Consider the following 20,070-nt stretch of genomic DNA (forward strand, 5'->3'; position numbering starts at 1 on the left):
AAAGCACGTTCAATAAAGTGAGAGGAGGGATGTCAGATGGCACAAGTGATACTGTTATTTCTTCTTCTGATTGCTTTTTTGAGCGGCTTTTTCTTTTTGTGGAAACTGCCGGTCATCAATCCCAGTAAAGATAAAGAAGAGGAAGCTTCTATATCTGTGATTGTTCCAGCAAGAGATGAAGAAACATCCTTGCCGAAACTGCTCGCTTCTTTACATGAACAGTCCCTTGTTATCGAAGAAATCATCGTTGTGGATGATGAATCAGAAGACAGAACAGTGAAAATAGCTGAAGAATACGGTGCAACAGTTTTATCGACTAAAGAATCCGGAAGCACACGGACTGGGAAGTCCGCGGCGTGCTGGCTGGGAGCACAGCATGCCAAAGGTGATTATCTGATATTTATGGATTCGGACACTCAATGTGCACAGAAGCACGCGTTCAGGAATATCGTGGCGCAGTTTAAAAGAAATGGGGACACAGGCCTGTTGTCCATTCAGCCCTACCATGTCATCCGTTCTCTTTATGAAACCTTGTCTATTGTACCCAACATCATCGTACTGGCAGGACTGAATCGCTATACTTTTCTTGACAAATCGATCCCCAAAAGAGGCGCATTCGGCCCCTTTCTCTTTGTTAAGGCAGAGGAGTATTTCGATCTTGGTGGTCATGAGGCTACCTTGTATACTCATATGGATGGCATCGCAATGGCTGGCCTCTATCAGAAAGAAAACTATCCTGTCACCGTTTATGGGGGCAAAGAAAGTATCCATTTCAGGATGTATCCGGAAGGCATTTACCAGTTGATCCAGGGATGGACAAAGAGCTTTACTTATGGCGCCAAAGTAACCCATCCAGTGGTGATGCTATCGATCATGTTATGGGTCATGAGCACGTACCTGATCCTCATTGGATTCGTGGATGGGGTCATGCGTATGGATCTGACTTATCTATCCGTTATTTTTATTGCTTATGTTCTGCATTCTCTGCAGTTCAGATGGCTGATGAAGAAAGTTGGCCGGTTCCCCTGGTGGACGATGGCGTTCTCATTGATTTACATAAGTGCCTTTCTGCTGCTCTATCTATGGGCAGTGATTCAAGTTTATTTTTTAAAAAAAGTAAAATGGCGGGGACGCGAATACAAAACATGAAGGAGCTTGCCAGATGAGGTTATTCTTATTGGATTTCAGTGTGTGGTTGTTTTTTCATTTAACTATCTCACTTGGGCTGATAAAACTGCCTGACCGGTTCTTTGCGAGTGATCACCCATTAAATGAACTGTTTAAAGAACGAACTTTCGAGAAAAAAGGAAGGTTCTGGAAGGATAAAGTCAAGGTCCATAAATGGAAAGACAAGCTGCCTGACGGTGCCTCGCTGTTCCATGCAGGTTATAAGAAAAAGGAACTGCAGAATAATGATGTGGATACGATCATGATATTCATCAAGGAAACGAAGCGGGCAGAGCTGACGCACTGGCTGCTGATGGTTCCGGCACCGTTTTTCTTTTTGTGGAATCCGGTATGGGCCGGCTGGGTATTGATCACTTATGCGCTGCTCGTCAATATTCCGTTTATCATGATCCAGCGCTATAACCGAATCCGACTGAACCGTATAAAGAAGAGAAAACAGACTTATACTGACAAAAAGTAAGTGAAGTGTTACACTGAAAGAGTAACTAGAATAAGGAGCGGATCAAATGACAACATTCAAAATAGATCACGATTTAAATATTCATTCAGTTGATTTGAATGTCAGTGATTTAAAAGTAATGACTGACTATTATACAGAGAATATCGGTCTGGACGTCCTGGATGAATCCAATAATTACGCATCCCTCGGGATCAAGGCTGATGACCAGGTTTTAATTAATCTAATTAAAACGGAAAAACAGGACTCACAAGCAAAAAAAGCAGGTCTTTTCCATACAGCCTTTCTCGTTCCAGCACGCAAAGACCTCGGTAATGTCCTGTATGCCCTTCTAAAAAATGAAGTACCTGTCGAAGGGGCGTCGGATCACGGTTATAGTGAAGCGATTTATCTGACTGACCCTGAAGGGAACGGCATCGAGATTTACAGGGACAAGCCGCGGACGGAATGGGACATAGGGGAAGACGGGACGATCAGAGGCGTGACAGAACAGATGGATGCAGACGGCGTCCTAGCCAGTCGGTCTGAAGTCTTGGTTGATAAAATGCCTACTGGAACTAAAATCGGCCACGTTCATTTATCTGTACGTGATTTGGAAGAATCTCAGGCATTCTACATTGACGTCATAGGTATGCAGCTGAAATATGAATTCGGCAGTCAAGCCCGGTTTATTGCTGCAGCTGATTATCATCATCATATTGGACTAAATACATGGTTGGGATCTGGAATACCTAAACGAGACACCTACGATACTGGACTTAGACGATTCACTTTAAGTGTAAGCCAGGCAGAAGAATTAGAAAAAGCAAAGGAACATATCATCTCTCAGGGTATTTCAGTGGAGGATGCCGGTGATACGTTCTTTACAGTAAAAGATCCGAACGGCATACGAGTGACACTGACGACATCGTGAAAATATAGAAGAGAATGGGACAAAAAGCGTTTAGTCCCGTTTCTTCTAACGCAAACTGTATCCGAATAACTGCTCAAGCAGTAACGGCTAAGGCAACTGGAGCGAATAAGCGCAAGATAATCGTAGATTATCGAGCAATGCACTCTGGATTGCGCCCAAGTGTATCATATCTGTAAATGGCTAAAGCCATAACAGATATGACAACGTGGACGGCGGGGCTGCTTTTTGGATCACGTTTATAATAAATAATTCGGTAGCGCTAAAGAGGCTGGGACTCATTTGTTCCAGCCTCTTTTCCTGCGTTTAATCAAGTTAAAGCATTCTTCCAGCGGTATTATGACCAGTTGGTGCCACAGTTTCTCAGGAAGTAGTCGCAAAAGCTGTTTAGTGACAAGTTTAGACTGTGATTCTTCAGGAAGTGGTCGCAAAAGCTGTTTAGTGACCAGTTTAGGCAGTGATTTAACAGGAAGTGGTCTCAATAGCTGTTTAGTGACAAGTTGATACAGGATTTCACTAGGAAGTAGTTGTCATGCAGCGAAATCACTCATCTGAATGTCCTCATTCTCAAACAGTTTTAAAAAAGCAAAAAAGGACGGGAATTTTCCAGCTTCTTTTTTTGAAGTCAAGTCTAATACTTTAAGTTTGTTCAGTGTTTATTTTTGTAATATTTGTTAAATAAATTAGAAAAGTGATTCGTTTCACAATAATTTTTAATTATAATATCCTTTACTTAAGCTGTTTTTAAATAAAAATATAAAATTTTGTACTTTTTGTTCAAAAAAACTTTGAAATAAAAAAGAAACATGGTATTATAAATGTGCAGTTAATCACAACATAAAAAGGTAGGAGGAACAATAATGATGAAGTGGAACAAATTATTACTTATTACAGCAAGCATGGGGTTACTTGCTGCGTGTGGCAATGGCGAGACAGATGAAGAGGTAACGGATGATACAGAAGAGGTTACTGAAGATACAGGTGAAGAAACAGAAGAGACAACCGAAGAGTCAGATGCTACAACGGGCGCAACACAATCTGTTGTAACGGCTTCAGAAGATCTGGAAGAAGCTATGTCAGCCAACGGCGGATGGATCGTTATCTTTGAAGGTGACGTCGAAACGGATCAGGAACTCGTTCTTGAAGAAGGCCCAATGAATGACGGCGAACTTGCACGTAAACTGGCTTTATATACACAAGATGAAGACCGTAACGTTACCGCAAGTTATACACTGACAGCTCCAAAATTGACCATTGAAAGTGAAAATTCACGTATCCAAAACGGTACATTTGCCGGAGATGTTTACGTTGATGCCAACGGTTTCCAACTGCCTGGCGGAACGATCGATGGGGACCTGATCTTCATGAGTCAAGAGTATCAGGATTCAGCTGATCTTGAAGAAGGAGAAGTAACGGGTGAAGTACGTGTCGAAGGCGGAGAAGAAGAATCTGCTGATGCAACAACAGGCGCAACACAATCTGTTGTAACAGCGTCAGAAGATTTAGAAGAAGCAATGTCAGCCAACGGCGGATGGATCGTTATCTTTGAAGGTGACGTCGAAGCAGATCAGGAACTCGTTCTTGAAGAAGGCCCAATGAATGACGGCGAACTTGCACGTAAACTGGCTTTATATACACAAGATGAAGACCGTAACGTTACCGCAAGTTATACACTGACAGCTCCAAAATTGACCATTGAAAGTGAAAATTCACGTATCCAAAACGGTACATTTGCCGGAGATGTTTACGTTGATGCCAACGGTTTCCAACTGCCTGGCGGAACGATCGATGGGGACCTGATCTTCATGAGTCAAGAGTATCAGGATTCAGCTACATTAGATGAAGGCGAAGTAACAGGCGAAACTCGCGTCGAAGAATAATCAAGTTAACCCCCCTATATAAAATGAAAAAGACTGCAGCTGAGCTGCAGTCTTTTTTGTAACAACTATCCTGTGCAAGAGAATGAACAGACAGATGAGGGATTAGTAAGTAATATTAAGAAATTTAATTGACTTGTGAGAAAAATGGAAACAGCTTTAGCGCAAACGTAAAAAGTATGTGAATGCGAAAAAAATGAAAGGATTTTTATATTTATAACAACTCTCTTTTGTTGACGACTTCACATATCTATTATATAGTAGGTTTTAGTAATGAACGAATCAGAATGTCCGAATACCATTAGATCTCTCCTTCTATTCTGTTCATTCTACGCGTTCTACAATTAAACTTCCATTAGGAAAGGTAAGGGATAATTATGAGTTTATTGAAAAAGAAATTAGCAGCAGGTGCTGCCGTTGTCGCTTTAGGCGGATTTTTAGGAGCATGTGATTCTTCTGAAGATACACCAGAAGAAACGACAGAAGAAACAACAGAAGAAACTGGCGATGCTGTAACGGCTGCTTCTATTACAGATCAAGCCGATGAAGTTGTCGCTTCATTAAGTGAAGACGGTAACTGGATCACTGCCATCACAGCTGATGTAACTGTTGAGGAAGACATCACTGTTGCTGGAACATTCCACGACGGCGGAGATGAAGCTGAAGCTGAATACCGTAAATTAGCACTATATGCTCAAGATGAAGACCGTAATGTAACAGATGAATATACTTTGACAGTGCCAATGATGACTGTTGAATCTCCAAATTTCCGTATCCAGAATGGTACAGTTGATGGTGACGTATATGTTGATGCAGAAGGATTCGAATTAGCCGGCTCGACTGTTACAGGTGACGTCACTTTCGCTTCTCAAGAATTACAGGACGCTGCTATGATGGATGAAGGCACTGTAGAAGGCGAAGTAACTGTAGAAGAATAATTGCTGCATCGTTGCTTCAGATCATGTATCTGTGCAACAGTACGCTAACATGCTGATATTCACCCTATCGGACCCAGGAGAGAAGAATGATCAGCAGATAATTTAAACACACAAATAAAGCAGTTCTTCAGGTCGGTGTATCTGAAGAACTGTTTTTTGTCTGGCAGGAGCTGACTAGAGGACTGCTCTATGATCAGGGTGAATAGTATAGTGTGTTTTTTTGTGTGTCAGTGTGTTATTATATTGAAAAAAGTGTATACTGTAACTACATGAATCAGTGCTGTTCGAAATCAAAGAGGAGGATCAATGTGAACCGTAAACAACGCGTTTTAAACTATGTCAATGAGGCCTGTGCGTCCTTCACACACCAGGATATAGAAAAAGGCATGGGGATCACTACAAAAGAAGTGGCGGATGCACTGGAAAGCATACGAAGCAATATTTCCAAAGACTTGAACCAGCTTGCCCGAGAAGGTCAACTGAAAAAAATCGATGGGAGACCTGTGCGGTTTATACCGATCGAAAAAGCCCGCCACAAGCCGCTGACCAGGCATGTTTCCAGTTATAAAGAAAAAAGTCTGCCGTCTGTTGGGGTGACACAGGAAGTTCTGGACTATTCATATAATCAGACCCGTGACATCTTCAAATCGATCATCGGTGCAAACGGGAGCATTAAAAATGCCGTCGAACAAGCAAAAGCGGCCGTTCTGTATCCGCCGAAAGGGCTGAATACACTCATTACCGGTCCAACAGGTTCGGGGAAATCATTCTTTGCTCATGCGATGTTCCGTTTCGCTCAGTCGCAGGAGCTGATCGATAGCGAAAAAGAACTGGTCGTCTTCAACTGTGCTGACTATGCGTCGAACCCTCAGCTCTTGATGAGCTACTTATTTGGTTATGCCCAGGGAGCCTTTACAGGTGCAGCCAGTTCTAAAGAAGGCCTGATTCAGCAGGCTGACGGCGGAATGCTCTTTCTCGACGAAGTGCACCGACTGCCGCCGGAAGGGCAGGAAATGGTGTTTTACTTCATGGATACTGGGATGTACAGCCGATTAGGCGAGACGGGAAAAAATAGACATGCCAATGTCCGTATCGTTTGTGCGACGACTGAAGACCCTAAATCGACTTTTTTAGACACCTTCATGCGCCGGATCCCCATCAATATCCACTTGCCCTCATTTAAAGAGAGACCGGTCAGCGAGCAGCTTGATCTGGTCAAACTCCTGACGGGGCTGGAAGCCAATCGTATCCAGCGTAAAATCATTTTAAACGAAGAAGTGGTGAAAGGACTTATAGCCAGTGTAGGATATGGGAATGTCGGGCAACTGAAGTCGTCTATCCAGCTGGTTTGTGCCAGAGGGTTCATGAATCAGTTGAATAAAGATGAGATCTCCTTGACGGTCAAAGATCTGCCGGAAACTATCAAGGATCATTTAGTCGGCTTATCGTCTAATCGACTGGAACAGGCTGATCTTTCCAAGTACGTGGAAGCTAAAATGATGATCGATCCTAACGAACCGTTTTATAAAATGGCGATGGATTCATATGAGCTGCCCTATAATATATATGATATTATCGGAGATAAAGCAGCTTTGCTGGAAGCAGAAGGCTTGGATCAGGACTCGATCAATCAGTATATCTCCACAGATATAAATGTTCATCTGAAATCCTTCTACCGTAATCATGGATTCTCCTTCCAGACAGAGTCGAAGCTGGCAGAAGTGGTCAGTAAGGAAGTGATACAGTTTGCTCATCAGATCGTCGGGGAAGTCGAACTGGCCTTGGGCGGCTCATTTAAACAGAATTTTATTTATGCCATGAGTCTGCACATCAGTTCATTGTTAAGTAAGATCAGCAGTGGACAAGAGCGTATCATCAATAACCGTATCCGGGAAATGGCCATGACTTATGCGAATGAGTATGCTGTAGCAGAACGCGTAAAGACTAAAATCGCTGTTTATTTTGATGTAGATATTCCTGATAATGAAGTCTATTACTTAACGGTTCTGCTAGTCTCTCTTAAAGAAGAGTTGGCTTCTGGCCGCGTCGGCATCGTTATTGCTACTCATGGGAATTCGACTGCAAGCAGTATGGCGCGAGTGGCAGAACAGCTATTAGATACTTCTGGCGTTGCAGCGATCGATATGCCGCTTGATATGTCACCGACGGTCGTCTACGAACGGATAAAAAAAGCTGTTCTGGATGTTAATGAAGGAAGTGGGGTCTTGCTGCTTGTCGACATGGGTTCTCTGGCCACCTTTGAAACGACGCTGCAGAAAGAAACAGGTATTCATATCCGTTCGATCGACATGGTGTCGACAGCCATCGTTCTTGAAGCTGTGCGAAAAGCCTCTTTAGTGGATGCAGATATTGAATTGCTGTATGAATCACTGACAAAGTTTAGTGGTTATACGAAAGAATTACCTAGACACGATGACCAGCGTCAGCCTTCAAAACGTAAACCACCTATCGTGATGGCAGTGTGCGCAAGTGGAGAAGGGACAGCTCAGAAGATCAAAGAAATCATTGAAAAAGCCCTGAGAAAATCGAATGAATCCGGGATACAAGTGAAAACCTGTTCAGTGGCGGAACTGGATACCAGGATAAGTGAGTGGCAGAAAGATTATACGATCATTGCTTCGACCGGTATCGTCAATCCTAAAATCCAGGCACCCTTCATTCCCCTTGAACGGTTTATTGAAGATAAACCTGAGCACCTATTGAAGAAGTTTGTCAGTTTGACGACAGTAGAACCTGAAGACGCACTAGCCGATGATGAGCAGGCGAAAGCGATCATCTATTCATATATCGAAGAGAATTTTGCTTTTATCAATCCTCAAAAAGTGGTCCCGATCATCTGGTCATTTGTCAGTCAGTGCGAAGAACTCCGTACAGAAACAACAAATCAGTATGCTTTCCATATCAATCTAGCGTTTCATATGGCTGGATTAATAGAAAGACTGCTGCAAAAGGATAAGGTACGGCTAGACCGTGAGGAGAAGAGGGAAACTTTGAGTCACCCCCTGTATTCTGAATTACAGAAAGTGATCAGAGGTTTTGAAAAAAGCATACAGTTGACGGTTCCGTTGGAAGAATATGGCTATATTCTTTACTTCATCACAAAAGAAGAAGGAAAAATGGAAGATATCGACACACTGTTAACTGAATAACACACTTAAACACAAAAGCGACACACTATTATAGTGTGTCGCTTTTGTGTTTTGTCTGGAAACGCGACACAAGGCATTATTTCATCATAGTGTGTTGGCACACTTCTTGCTTATATATAAGTGAAGGGAATAAATAGGCATTTTTATGAGATTCCCGAGATTAAGTGGAGGGAGTGTTGTTTATAGCAGGAGGGGTTATGGAACGATGGATATTCGATTGATTCGTATAGATGATCGGCTTATTCATGGTCAGGTCGCAACGACTTGGTCTAAATCTACAGGTATTAGTCGAATCATCGTGGTGAGTGATGAAGTCGCACGTAATCCTTTGCAGAAGGTATTACTGACGCAGGCTGCGCCACCTGAAGTGAAGTCTCATGTTGTATCCGTTACCAGACTAAAAGATATTGCGCAGCATTCATTGATGGATGGTGTCAAAGTCATGCTATTATTTACTAATCCTAAAGACGTCATGCGCGTACATCAGTGCGGCCTGGCGTTTGACAGCGTTAATATCGGTGGTATGAAGTATACGGAAGGAAAACAGATGGTGACACACTTTGTATCCGTTGACCAGTCCGATATCGAAGCCTTTAAGTATTTAGACGATAAAGGTATCGATCTGGAGATCAGAAAAGTTCCCGGCGACCGCAGCCAGAAGATGATGGATGTATTGAGAAAAGGGGACTTTCTGTAAATGTCACAGAAGAAAAAATAGTTAGCATAATATGCTAGTAGTAGGAGGGAAATAAATGGTAGGAATTATATTGGCAAGCCATGGCGAGTTTGCCGAAGGAATTTTACAGTCAGGACAAATGATTGTAGGAGAACAGGAAAATGTTAAAGCTGTTACGTTGATGCCAAGTGAAGGCCCTGACGATATCAGACGCAAGATGGAGGAAGCGATCGCTTCTTTTGATTCAGATGAAGTGCTGTTCCTTGTTGATTTATGGGGAGGTACGCCATTTAATCAGGCCAACACATTGTTCGAGGATCACAAAGATAAATGGGCAATCGTTGCAGGTCTGAACTTGGGGATGCTGATCGAGGCGTTCACAGGTCGTTTTGGAATGGACAAAGCACAGGATATCGCTAAAGCGATCATCGAACCTGGTAAAGACAGTGTAAAAGTAAGACCGGAAAGTCTTCAGCCTGCAGAAGCAGCTGTGGAAACGAAGAGCGAAGAACCGAACCAGCCATTACCTGAAGGAACAGTGGTGGGTACCGGGAAAATCGATATCCGTCTTGCTCGAATCGACTCACGTCTGTTACACGGACAAGTAGCCACTGCCTGGTCAAAAGATGTTCAGCCTACACGTATCATTGTTGTTTCCGATGATGTGGCTCAGGATGATCTGCGTAAGAGCCTGATCACACAAGCTTCACCACCAGGGATCAAAGCTAACGTTGTACCTGTAGACAAAATGATCGAAGTAGCGAAAGATCCGCGCTTTGGTAAAACAAGTGCGCTGCTTCTATTTGAAAACCCGCAGGATGCCTTGCGTGTCATTGAAGGCGGCGTAGAGATCGAAGAAGTAAACGTTGGATCCATGGCTCACTCAGAAGGTAAAGTCATGATCAATAACGTGCTTTCTGTAGATGAAAAAGACGTTGAGTCATTCAAGAAAATGAAAGACCACGGCGTGACCTTTGATGTACGTAAAGTACCTTCAGATCAAAGTAAAGATATCTGGCCAATGCTTAAGAAAACAAAATACGTTGATTAAGGAATATTTTAAGGAGGGAAAATAAATTATGAATATATTTGTTGTTATATTAGTATTACTCGTCGCCTTTCTGGCGGGGATGGAAGGGATTTTGGACCAGTTCCAGTTCCACCAGCCTATTATCGCTTGTACATTGATCGGGCTTGTAACGGGTAACCCTATCGATGGTTTACTTCTAGGTGGTACCTTGCAACTGATCGCCTTGGGGTGGATGAACATCGGAGCTGCCGTAGCACCTGATGCCGCGCTTGCATCTGTCGCTTCCGCTATTTTAGTTACTTTACGTGGTGCCGGCGTATCAGAAGGTATCGCTTTGGCTATCCCACTAGCTATTGCCGGTCAAGTACTGACGATCTTCGTTCGTACACTGACAGTTGGTATTGCTCACGCTGCCGACGGAAAAGCAAAAGAAGGCTCATTCAGAGCTGTTGAATGGCTCCACATTGGTGCATTGATGCTGCAAGGTCTGCGTATTGCGATCCCAGCAGGTATCATTTTAGCTGTACCGGCTGAACTTGTAACAGACGGATTGAATGCTATCCCAGCCTGGTTGACTGGCGGACTTGCTGTTGCCGGTGGCATGATCGTTGCCGTTGGTTATGCAATGGTTATCAACATGATGGCTACACCAAAATTATGGGTATTCTTCGCTCTAGGTTTTGCACTATCAGCTATTGGCGAACTGAACCTTATCGCAATGGGTATTATCGGCGTTGTCTTAGCCTTGCTTTACCTGCAGTTTGCACCTGAATTCAATCAAGGTGGCGGCGGCAATGGAGGAAATTCCTCTGGCGGAGACCCACTCGATGATATTCTAAACGATTACTAAAAAGGAGCGTTGAAAAACTATGGATGAAAAAAATAAAGTAAGATTAACAAAAAGCGACCGTTTAAAAGTTTTTTGGAGAAGTCAATTCCTGCAAGCTTCATGGAACTTTGAACGTATGCAGAACGTTGGATGGGCATATTCCATGATTCCAGCGCTTAAAAAATTATATACAACAAAAGAAGACCGTGCACTTGCTTTAAAGCGTCACTTGGAATTCTTTAATACACATCCTTACCTGGCTGCACCTGTACTTGGTGTGACATTGACACTTGAAGAAGAAAAAGCTGCCGGAGAAGATATCGACAATGCAGCGATTCAAGGGGTCAAAATCGGTATGATGGGACCTCTTGCCGGTGTGGGTGACCCGATCTTCTGGGGTACTCTGCGTCCTGTATTAGGTGCCTTCGCCGCTTCACTTGCATTAAGTGAAAGCTGGATGGGTCCGATCATCTTCTTCCTGGCCTGGAACATTATCCGTATGGCATTCCTATGGTACTCACAGGAACTTGGTTACGTTCAAGGGGGTAACATTACTCAGAACTTAGCCGGTGGATTGATGCAGAAGCTGACTCAAGGGGCATCTGTTTTAGGTATGTTCATCATGGGTGTACTGGTACCGCGTTGGACAGCGATGAACTTCCCGATGGTCATCAGTCGAGTTGAAAATGCAGAAGCAGACATGATCGACTTTGCTGCGATTTCAGAAGCGGCAAATGAAGGTGTCTTATCTGGTGATATGCTGAGAAACGTTGTTGCGGATATTCAAGCAGGCATGGCTATCCAGCCTGAAGAAGTAACAACATTGCAAAACACATTAGATCAGCTGCTGCCTGGTGTGGCTCCCTTACTACTAACTCTCTTCTGTGTGTGGTTATTACGTAAGAAAGTCAGCCCAATTACAATTATCGGCGGTATCTTCGTAGTCGGCGTTATCGGTTACGTTTTAGGTATCTTAGGATAATCTGACAGATCTAACTGAAAACAATTTTAAAAAAACACTTCCTGAGAGTGATGCGTCAATCGACGCGTCGTTCATCAGGAAGTGTTTTTTTATTCTTTTCTCTGTTTAGATGAAGGGATATCCAACTGCTTGCGGTATTTCGTTACACCTCTTCGGGATAGTGTCATGTTCTCTGCCTTAAGTGCATCAGAAATGGCTTGATCCGATAGAGGCTTAGCTTTATCTTCTGACTGAATCAGATTTTGAAGAGCTTGGAGAATGTGATCTTTAGACAGCTCCGACTGACTTGAGCGACGAGACAGGAAGGTTTTTAATTCCTTGGATCCATAAGGCGTTTCGATATAGGTCTCCCTGACGGCCCGACTGATCGTTGACTGATTCAGATGCAGTTCTTCGGCTAAATCAGTCAGCTGAAGAGGCACAAGGGGTGCATCGGCATCTTTAAAATAGGTATGCTGGTGCATGACGATGGCAGTTCCTACGCGTAAAATCGTCTCTTTACGTTTTTCAAGACTTGTCTGAAGGATATCGTATTCCTTTTTCTTCTCTTTGATGTAGGATTTTAGCTGCGGATCATCAGAACTGCTCAATTCTTTAAAGTAAGATCGGTTAAAACTGACTAGAGGCGTTTTATATTTCGTTTCACTGATGACGAGTTCATCCTTATCGATACTGACACTAAGTTCAGGAAGAACAAAAGGCGTATAGGATGCCTGGTACGCTTCACCGGGTGAAGGGGTCAGTTTCTTAATAAACTGATAAACCTCTTTAATGTCTGCTTCAGTCACATCGTAAGTCTGTGCAAGTGATGACCATTTCTTGTTGGTCAGTGATTCAAGATTTTCTTCGATCACAATATAGGCTATCGATGGGGCAAAGTCCAGCCGCTCTGTCTGAAGAAGCAGGCATTCTTTAAGATCTCGGGCACCGACACCCGGGGGATCAAGCTGTTGAAGAAGAGTCAGGGCATCCAAAAGTTCGACAGAAGCCGCTCCGGTCTCATCCATTGCTTCTTCGATCGTTTTGGTCACATAGCCTCTATGATCCAGCTGATTGACCCACCAGAAGAGCAGTTCACGCAAATATGTTTTTCTGTAAAACAACTCGATCTGTTCTTTTAAAAAGTCAAAGAGCGAAGGCTGACTGGCAGTCGTTTGTTCAATGGCTGAAGCGGTTTCGTTTATAGCCGATTGAATCAGGCGGCTTTCCTGTTCTGGCATATCCACAAAAGGATTCTCCAGGATCTGATTACTCAAGTAAGTGGAAAGCTCTATACGATTTAGCTGGAGCAGGTGGACGCCCTGCATGAGATTCGGGATGTAGGACTGCTTCTGTTTCTGCAGCTGCTGTGGTTGATGTCTAAATTCCATATCATCTTTCCTTTCTATTCTATTTTACCATAAACAGCATCATTATTATTATGTTCTTATAGAGTTACCTATTAGGGGGAGTCAATTGAAACATAGAAATACATTCTCAGGAGGGCTGATCAGTCTCTTAATTGACGCACTCGTAAAGACAAATAGTTTGAGCACTGCTAATGTGTCTTTTATTTGACGTACTCACCAGGAAAACAGCTTGAGCAGTGCCAATGAGCTCCACATTAGACGTACTGACAAGAATAATAGTTTGAGTAGTGCCAATGAGCCTCGTATTGGACGTACTCATCAGAAAAATAGCTTGAGCAGTGCCAATGAGCCTCGTATTGGACGCGCTCAGGAAGGAAACAGTTTGAGTAGTGCCAATGAGCTCCACATTGGACGTGCTCAGGAAGGAAAACAGTTTGAGCACTGCTAATGTGTCTTTTATTTGACGTACTCACCAGGAAAACAGCTTGAGCAGTGCCAATGAGCTCCACATTAGACGTACTGACAAGAAAAATAGTTTGAGTAGTGCCAATGAGCTCCACATTGGACGTACTCATCAGAAAAATAGCTTGAGCAGTGCTAATGAGTCCCACATTAGACGTACTCACCAGGAAAACAGCTTGAGCAGTGCTAATGAACCCCGCATTAGACGTACTCATCAGAAAAATGGTTTGAGCACTGCCAATGAGCCCCACATTGGACGTACTGACAAGAAAAATAGTTTGAGTACTGCCAATGAGCTCCACATTAGACGTAGTCAGGAACGAAACAGCTTGAGCAGTGCTAATGAGTCCCACATTAGACGTACTCACCAGGAAAACAGCTTGAGCAGTGCCAATGAGCTCCACATTGGACGTGCTCAGGAAGGAAATAGTTTGAGCAGTGCCAATGAACCCCACATTAGACGTGCTCACCAGAAAAATAGTTTGAGCAGTGCCAATGCGCTGTTCGCATTAAGTGTTCACTGACTATAGAACTAGATCAATGCTTTTATCCAGTGTAATACTAAGAGTTTATTCATTTAATTATATTGAAATTATAATCCCTGTGCTATACTGTTATTAACTTATAACTACTGGAGGAAGACAATGAAATTTAATGACTACACTTATGAAAGACCGGATTTTGATCTATTCAAAAAAGATTTCGTCCATCTGATCGATCAGCTGAAAAGCGCCGGATCAGTAGAAGAAGTCAAAGAAGCAATCGATGACGTCTCCGCATTGACCTCTTCGCTGGATACCATGGCGACCCTGGCATCCATTCGCTACTCGATCGATACAAAGGACGATTTCTATGAACAGGAAGACAACTATTGGAATGAATATGGCCCATTGTACCAGGAATTAAATACCCGATACTACAAGGCCATAATGGAGTCGCCTTACTTAGAAGAGTTGAAAGACAGTTATCCAAGGACGTTTATCCAGAATATGCAGTTCGAACTGGACTCCTTTGATGCCAGTGTCATCGAGCTGCTTCAGAAGGAAAACCAGCTGAGCAGTGATTATCAGAAGCTGATTGCCGCTGCAGAAATCGAATTCGACAGGAAAATTCTGACCTTGTCTCAGTTTGGTCCCTATCTACAGTCGACGGACCGTGCCGTCAGGAAAGAGGCAAGCGAAGCCCAACTGAGCTACTTTGAAGAAAATGAAGAAAAACTGGATACGATTTACAACGAACTGGTCACCGTCAGAGATCAGATCGCTAAAAAACTGGGCTATAAAGATTTCGTCGAGTTGGGTTATGTCCGAATGAAACGCTTTGACTACGACCGTGACATGGTCGAAGTATACCGAAAGCAGGTCCTGGACTATGTGGTTCCTGTCACGAAAAAACTGGCTGAGCGCCAGGCAGAGCGTATCGGGATCAAGGATCTGAAACATTATGACGAAGCCTTGCAGTTTCTGGACGGGAATCCGACGCCTCAGGGAGATCCGGATTACATCATCGAAAATGGGCGCAAGATGTATCATGAATTAAGTGATGAAACAGCAGAATTCATCGACTTTATGTTCGATAAAGAACTGGTCGATCTCCTGTCTAAAGAAGGGAAAGCGAGTGGCGGCTACTGTACGTATATTCCCGACTACAAGTCTCCATTCATTTTTGCCAACTTTAACGGGACCTCTGGCGATATCGATGTCCTCACACACGAAGCGGGTCATGCCTTCCAGGTCTACCAGTCACGCTGGATCAAGCAACCGGAGATCGTGTTCCCGACGTTTGAAACATGTGAGATCCACTCCATGAGCATGGAATTCTTCACATACCCGTGGATGGAACTGTTCTTCAAAGAGCAGACGGATAAATACAAGTTCGACCATCTGAGTGGCGCGATCCGTTTCCTTCCTTATGGGGTGCTGGTGGATCACTTCCAGCATGAAGTGTATGAAAATCCTGAGTGGTCACCAGAAGAGCGCAAAGTCTGCTGGAGAAAGCTGGAGAAACAGTACCTGCCGCAGCGCGATTACTCTGAGAGTGACTTTTTGGATAAGGGGACGTACTGGTTCAGACAGGGCCATATTTTTGCTTCGCCGTTCTACTATATCGATTACACGCTGGCTCAGGTCTGTGCCCTGCAGTTCTGGAAACGTGCTATCGTGGATGAGGATGACAAAGCCTGGGGAGACTACATGGCCATCTGTGAAGCAGGCGGCACAAAAAGCTTCCTCGAAACAGTAGATACAGCTAATCTGCGTTCACCTTTTGAAGAAGGTTCGCTGGAGCGAGTCGTGAAAACGATCGATGATGCCCTGGAAGCTGTGGACGACAAAGCGTTATAAGATAAGACAAAAAAAGATAACCGCTGAGCATATAGCATTTAGCATATGCCAGGTGGTTATCTTTTTGTATGTTCTACTCTTTAGATGTGTGCTCATTAAGCTGATCTTCAAGAGCCTCGAGCGTTTCTGTCTCTTTTTCAAGGATTTTCTCCAGATCCTGCAGCTCTTTCTCAACATTCTGGATAAGTGTATTGGCCCGTTCGAATGATTCAGAAATGTCATCAGATAAAAGTGCCTCTTTCGATAAGCCATGCAGGATCCAGGGGGAAGGCAGATCGAAAGGATGATCTGTCGGAAGAAGGGCAGCTTCGGCTTCAGATAGATCCCACCAGATCACTGTCTCACGATCTTTCTGTTGGGCCATCTTCAGCTTTTCCTGAATGGTTCTGAACAAACCGGACTGTTCCATAAAGTCTGACCACGGATAAACGACATGTAAATAATTCGTGCCTTTAAATTCTTCCCATAAGATGATGTAGCGAGATTTGTCTGCATTCTCGTAAAAGTGCCAGTCGTCAAGTGAACCTTCGAAAAGTTCTTCACTGACAGGGAAGGGGTAATAGGCTTCAAGCGGAAAGACTTTTTTATTAAAAGACGGATCCAGATACGTTCGTCTGATCCAGTCAGTCTTTTTGGCTTTTTCAGTGACTTCTTTCCACCGTGTTGATTCGTCTATGATCAGACTGTCGAGAGAGTCTGTTTGAGCGGCATAAAGCAGTGTCACTGGTGGAAGACCGACTTTTTTCAGGACCGCCTGAGAGGCTTTATTGTACTGTTCGGTATTGGCACCGATCCATTTTACATCCGGATGTGAAAGGGCCTGTTCCAAACTGTACCTGACTATTTGGGTCCCGTAGCCGTTTTTTCTATGCCGCTGGTCAGTCCGTAAACGTCCAAGCATGGCATAGTGATCCTTGAATATTGTGAAACCCGATAAGGCAACGAGTTCATCAGATACAAACAAACCAAAAAGATGATTAGGCCCTCCGATAATACGGTGAAAGGCCCACAGCATATAGTCATCGTCCAAGCCTGTCTGCATCTTTTTATAATAAGAAATATCTTCTTTTGTTAACCGTCTTATCTCTTCGCTCATTTAACCTTCTCCTTTGATAACTTTTTGTGCACCGATACGAAAACCTTCATAGTGGAATCCCGCTTTTTTATACATATCTTTAGGAGAATCTTCCGCATCAGCCACGAGGAAGACAAGGGTCTGCCTGGCCAGTGCTTCTTTTATAATGAATGACTGTAATGCCGAGGCAATGCCTTTTAGCCGGTGCTTTTCCAGTGTGAACAAGTCATCCAGTTCCAGCCCCTCATCGCTATCGATCATAATGCAGGAACCGGCCGGCTCTCCCTGGAAGTATGCGAGCAGAAAGGTGACTGCTTCATCTTTGAAGAGGCGGTCGTAATACGGTTGTTTAGATTCGGCAAAAGAGTCAGATACCGTTTTATCTTCTATATAATTCAGTTGCTTGAATGCATCCAGCTGGTCAGCTTGAACGACGGATACGTTGATATCCGGAACTTCCGCTTTAAATACATAATGTGCCGGGTCAAGTGAATAGAGTTCCAGCTTTTCCAGTCCATACTCTTCACCATTTAAGTAGTCTAAAGTATCCGGCATGATGCCCTGATTTTCAGGCCAGTAGAATTTGACATGACTCAGCCCGTTCCCTTTTGAGAAAACTATTTGCATCGATTCGATCAGTTCGAACTCTTCTTTCGTCGGGGAATATTTCAGCTGAAAGAAATTTGAATCATATCTGAATAAGGCATCCGGATCATAGTACTGTGCAAAAAACTCGTTTTCATCAATCAGTGTGCTGTGTGTGGCAATGGCATTAAATGTGACCATACGTGTCTTCCTTTCTATACTTACTATAGAATAGCAAATTCAAAGGTAAACGTTAAGCCTAAAGTGACAAGTGATCCGAGATAAATAGAAATATGCTGCTCAGAAACGTTTAAAATCTGATTTTAATACAGTTTTGAGTTAGTGATCGAGGTTGGAATGCGACTGAAATCGGATACAATTTATACTGGATAGAAAAAAAGTGTCAAATTAAAATGAGATTTGTCACCTTTTGTTCACCATTTTTTGTCAGAATTAGAGGCTGAAGCAGGACGGATTTAATTGAAAAAACCTTTATACCAACGTTTGTAAAGGTTACGTTTTGCCATGGTTTCTTCAAATAATACAGTTATGTAACAAAAGGGCATAGATTTTGTCATTGGATTTAAATCTTAGACTGTCCCTTCCTATGCTATGATGTTTTTAGTGCTTGAAACAAATGAGCATACATTAAAGGTATAAACCAACATTTAAACGTATAAAAATAGAAAGATCACCGGTAAGGGTCGATCAATAAATTGTGGATTAGGAGTTTTTCAGATTGAATAAGAAACGTATCGTTACAGCAATGGCTTCAGTATTACTTGCAGCACCATTCTTGCGTCCGATGGAAGTCGATGCTTCTCAAAAATTAAATGAACTTCAGCAGCAGGAACAGCAGCTGGAAAAAGAAGCACAAAAAGTGAGCGGCGAAATTCAGAGTCGTGAAGAAAAAATGGAAGCACTTGAAAATGAAAAAGCTCAACTTGAAAAAGAAGTAACGGCGCTTCAAGCAGATATCGACGCTTTGGTTTTGGAAATCAACGAACAGGAAAAAGAAATCCAACGCATCAAAGAAGAAATCGAACGTCTGCAGGACGAAATCGCTCAACTGCAGCAGCAGATCGATGACCGTAATGAACAACTGGAATCACAAGCACGTTCTGTACAGACTAACGCCAGCGCTTCAGACATCGTCGACTTGCTGATGTCTGCTGAAAGTTTGTCTGATTTAGTTGGACGCATCAATGTCGTCAACAAACTTGTTACTGCAAACCAGGAAATTATGGAAGAGCAGATCGCTGACCAGAATGCTTTAGAAGAAAACGAAAAACAAGTTAAAGCTGAACAGGAAGAGATGGAAAAAGTAAAAGCTCAACTGGAAGTCAGCCGTAATAATTTAGTGAATCAACGTCTGGAATTAGATGACAAAATCGTTCAGATCGCTGAAAAATATGAAATGACTGATGAAGAAAGAAAATCTTTCGTTAATGAACAAGCGATCATTGCAGAACGTACAAGTACTTTAAATGAAGAGATGAAAGCTGAGAAACAGCGTATCATTGAAGAAGAACGTGCCAGACAAGAAGCAATCCGTATCGCTCAGGAAAAAGCACAGAGAGAAGCCGAAGCGAAAGCTAAAGCAGAAGCGGCAGCAAGAGCCAAAGCAGAAGCCGAAGCAGCAGCAAAAGCCAGCAAAAAGGAACAGGCTTCAACATCTTCAAACAGCTCAAACAGCTCAAGCAGCTCAAACAGCTCAAACAACGCTTCGTCAAGCAGTGCTCAAACTAACAGCGGCTGGTTACGTCCAGCAAATGGCCGATACACGTCACCCTTTGGCTACCGTGTACATCCTGTAACAGGCAGACGTTCATTCCACAATGGAACAGATATTGCCGGTGGAGGACCGATCAGAGCCACTCGTGCAGGTACAGTCAAATCAGCATCATATTCTGGAACATACGGTTACCGTGTGATCATAGATCATGGTGATGGCTATGAAACCTTATATGCTCACATGCAGCCTAACTTAAGTGTTGCGCCGGGACAGAGAGTTTCTCAAGGACAGCAACTGGGAATCATGGGTACGACAGGACGTTCAACAGGCGTTCACTTGCACTTCATCGTTTATAAAAACGGTACACCAGTTAATGCTATGAACTACATCAGATAATCAAGAGTACTAAACCGCAAAGAGAGAAGGCTGAAGAGCTTTCTCTCTTTTTTCATGTCGTGTATACTG

Annotated in this window: 16 protein-coding genes; 12 read left to right on the forward strand and 4 right to left on the reverse strand. The window is 43.3% G+C overall.

Annotated features, from left to right (window positions below; genetic code table 11):
• Window positions 1-36: 36 nt before the first annotated feature.
• The 10 genes from AB4027_RS03665 to AB4027_RS03710 all read left to right on the forward strand — a co-directional run bounded on the left by AB4027_RS03665 (window position 37) and on the right by AB4027_RS03710 (window position 12,057).
• The gene (locus AB4027_RS03665; RefSeq protein WP_368646013.1) at window positions 37-1,149 is read left to right on the forward strand and encodes a glycosyltransferase family 2 protein; all 1,113 of its coding nucleotides are present in this window, start codon (window positions 37-39) and stop codon (window positions 1,147-1,149) included.
• A 13-nt stretch (window positions 1,150-1,162) separates the two neighbouring features.
• Window positions 1,163-1,648 (forward strand): glycosyl-4,4'-diaponeurosporenoate acyltransferase, encoded by a 486-nt coding sequence (locus AB4027_RS03670; protein WP_368646014.1) that lies wholly within the window; start codon window positions 1,163-1,165, stop codon window positions 1,646-1,648.
• 46 nt (window positions 1,649-1,694) lie between these two features.
• Complete coding sequence (locus AB4027_RS03675) at window positions 1,695-2,558, forward strand: VOC family protein (RefSeq protein WP_368646015.1); 864 nt, start codon at window positions 1,695-1,697, stop codon at window positions 2,556-2,558.
• Between the two features lie 857 nt (window positions 2,559-3,415).
• On the forward strand, window positions 3,416-4,435 hold the full coding sequence (locus tag AB4027_RS03680; RefSeq protein WP_368646016.1) for a hypothetical protein: 1,020 nt from the start codon (window positions 3,416-3,418) through the stop codon (window positions 4,433-4,435).
• Window positions 4,436-4,809: 374 nt separating this feature from the next.
• Window positions 4,810-5,370: a polymer-forming cytoskeletal protein gene (locus tag AB4027_RS03685; protein ID WP_368646017.1), complete on the forward strand. Its 561-nt coding sequence runs from the start codon at window positions 4,810-4,812 to the stop codon at window positions 5,368-5,370.
• 308 nt (window positions 5,371-5,678) lie between these two features.
• Entirely contained in the window at window positions 5,679-8,540 is a 2,862-nt protein-coding gene (locus AB4027_RS03690) for a sigma 54-interacting transcriptional regulator (RefSeq protein WP_368646018.1), read from the forward strand.
• Window positions 8,541-8,745: 205 nt separating this feature from the next.
• On the forward strand, window positions 8,746-9,237 hold the full coding sequence (locus AB4027_RS03695) for a PTS sugar transporter subunit IIB (RefSeq protein WP_091490143.1): 492 nt from the start codon (window positions 8,746-8,748) through the stop codon (window positions 9,235-9,237).
• A 55-nt stretch (window positions 9,238-9,292) separates the two neighbouring features.
• The gene (locus AB4027_RS03700) at window positions 9,293-10,267 is read left to right on the forward strand and encodes a mannose/fructose/sorbose PTS transporter subunit IIB (RefSeq protein ID WP_091490141.1); all 975 of its coding nucleotides are present in this window, start codon (window positions 9,293-9,295) and stop codon (window positions 10,265-10,267) included.
• A 28-nt stretch (window positions 10,268-10,295) separates the two neighbouring features.
• Window positions 10,296-11,096: a PTS mannose/fructose/sorbose transporter subunit IIC gene (locus AB4027_RS03705; protein WP_091490138.1), complete on the forward strand. Its 801-nt coding sequence runs from the start codon at window positions 10,296-10,298 to the stop codon at window positions 11,094-11,096.
• A gap of 19 nt (window positions 11,097-11,115) precedes the next feature.
• The gene (locus tag AB4027_RS03710; RefSeq protein ID WP_368646019.1) at window positions 11,116-12,057 is read left to right on the forward strand and encodes a PTS system mannose/fructose/sorbose family transporter subunit IID; all 942 of its coding nucleotides are present in this window, start codon (window positions 11,116-11,118) and stop codon (window positions 12,055-12,057) included.
• An 89-nt stretch (window positions 12,058-12,146) separates the two neighbouring features.
• Here AB4027_RS03710 and rpoN read toward each other — a convergent pair whose 3' ends face one another.
• A complete protein-coding gene (gene rpoN, locus AB4027_RS03715) occupies window positions 12,147-13,427 on the reverse strand; it encodes an RNA polymerase factor sigma-54 (protein WP_368646020.1) in 1,281 nt (426 codons plus the stop codon).
• Window positions 13,428-13,660: 233 nt separating this feature from the next.
• Entirely contained in the window at window positions 13,661-14,323 is a 663-nt protein-coding gene (locus tag AB4027_RS03720) for a hypothetical protein (RefSeq protein WP_368646021.1), read from the reverse strand.
• 189 nt (window positions 14,324-14,512) lie between these two features.
• On the opposite strand from AB4027_RS03720, the gene AB4027_RS03725 reads away from it, so the two are divergent.
• The gene (locus AB4027_RS03725) at window positions 14,513-16,210 is read left to right on the forward strand and encodes a M3 family oligoendopeptidase (protein ID WP_368646022.1); all 1,698 of its coding nucleotides are present in this window, start codon (window positions 14,513-14,515) and stop codon (window positions 16,208-16,210) included.
• Between the two features lie 73 nt (window positions 16,211-16,283).
• Here the strand turns inward: AB4027_RS03725 and AB4027_RS03730 are convergent, their stop codons facing one another.
• Together AB4027_RS03730 and AB4027_RS03735 are read right to left on the reverse strand one after the other, a co-directional pair.
• Window positions 16,284-17,306 (reverse strand): GNAT family N-acetyltransferase, encoded by a 1,023-nt coding sequence (locus AB4027_RS03730; protein ID WP_368646023.1) that lies wholly within the window; start codon window positions 17,304-17,306, stop codon window positions 16,284-16,286.
• On the reverse strand, window positions 17,307-18,071 hold the full coding sequence (locus AB4027_RS03735; protein ID WP_368646024.1) for a GNAT family N-acetyltransferase: 765 nt from the start codon (window positions 18,069-18,071) through the stop codon (window positions 17,307-17,309).
• A gap of 538 nt (window positions 18,072-18,609) precedes the next feature.
• Here AB4027_RS03735 and AB4027_RS03740 point away from each other — a divergent pair.
• Window positions 18,610-20,001, forward strand: a complete 1,392-nt coding sequence (locus tag AB4027_RS03740; RefSeq protein ID WP_368646025.1) for a peptidoglycan DD-metalloendopeptidase family protein — start codon at window positions 18,610-18,612, stop codon at window positions 19,999-20,001.
• The last annotated feature ends 69 nt before the right edge of the window (window positions 20,002-20,070 follow it).

It is taken from the genome of Alkalibacterium putridalgicola (genome assembly GCF_040959045.1).
Taxonomy (GTDB): domain Bacteria; phylum Bacillota; class Bacilli; order Lactobacillales; family Carnobacteriaceae_A; genus Alkalibacterium; species Alkalibacterium putridalgicola.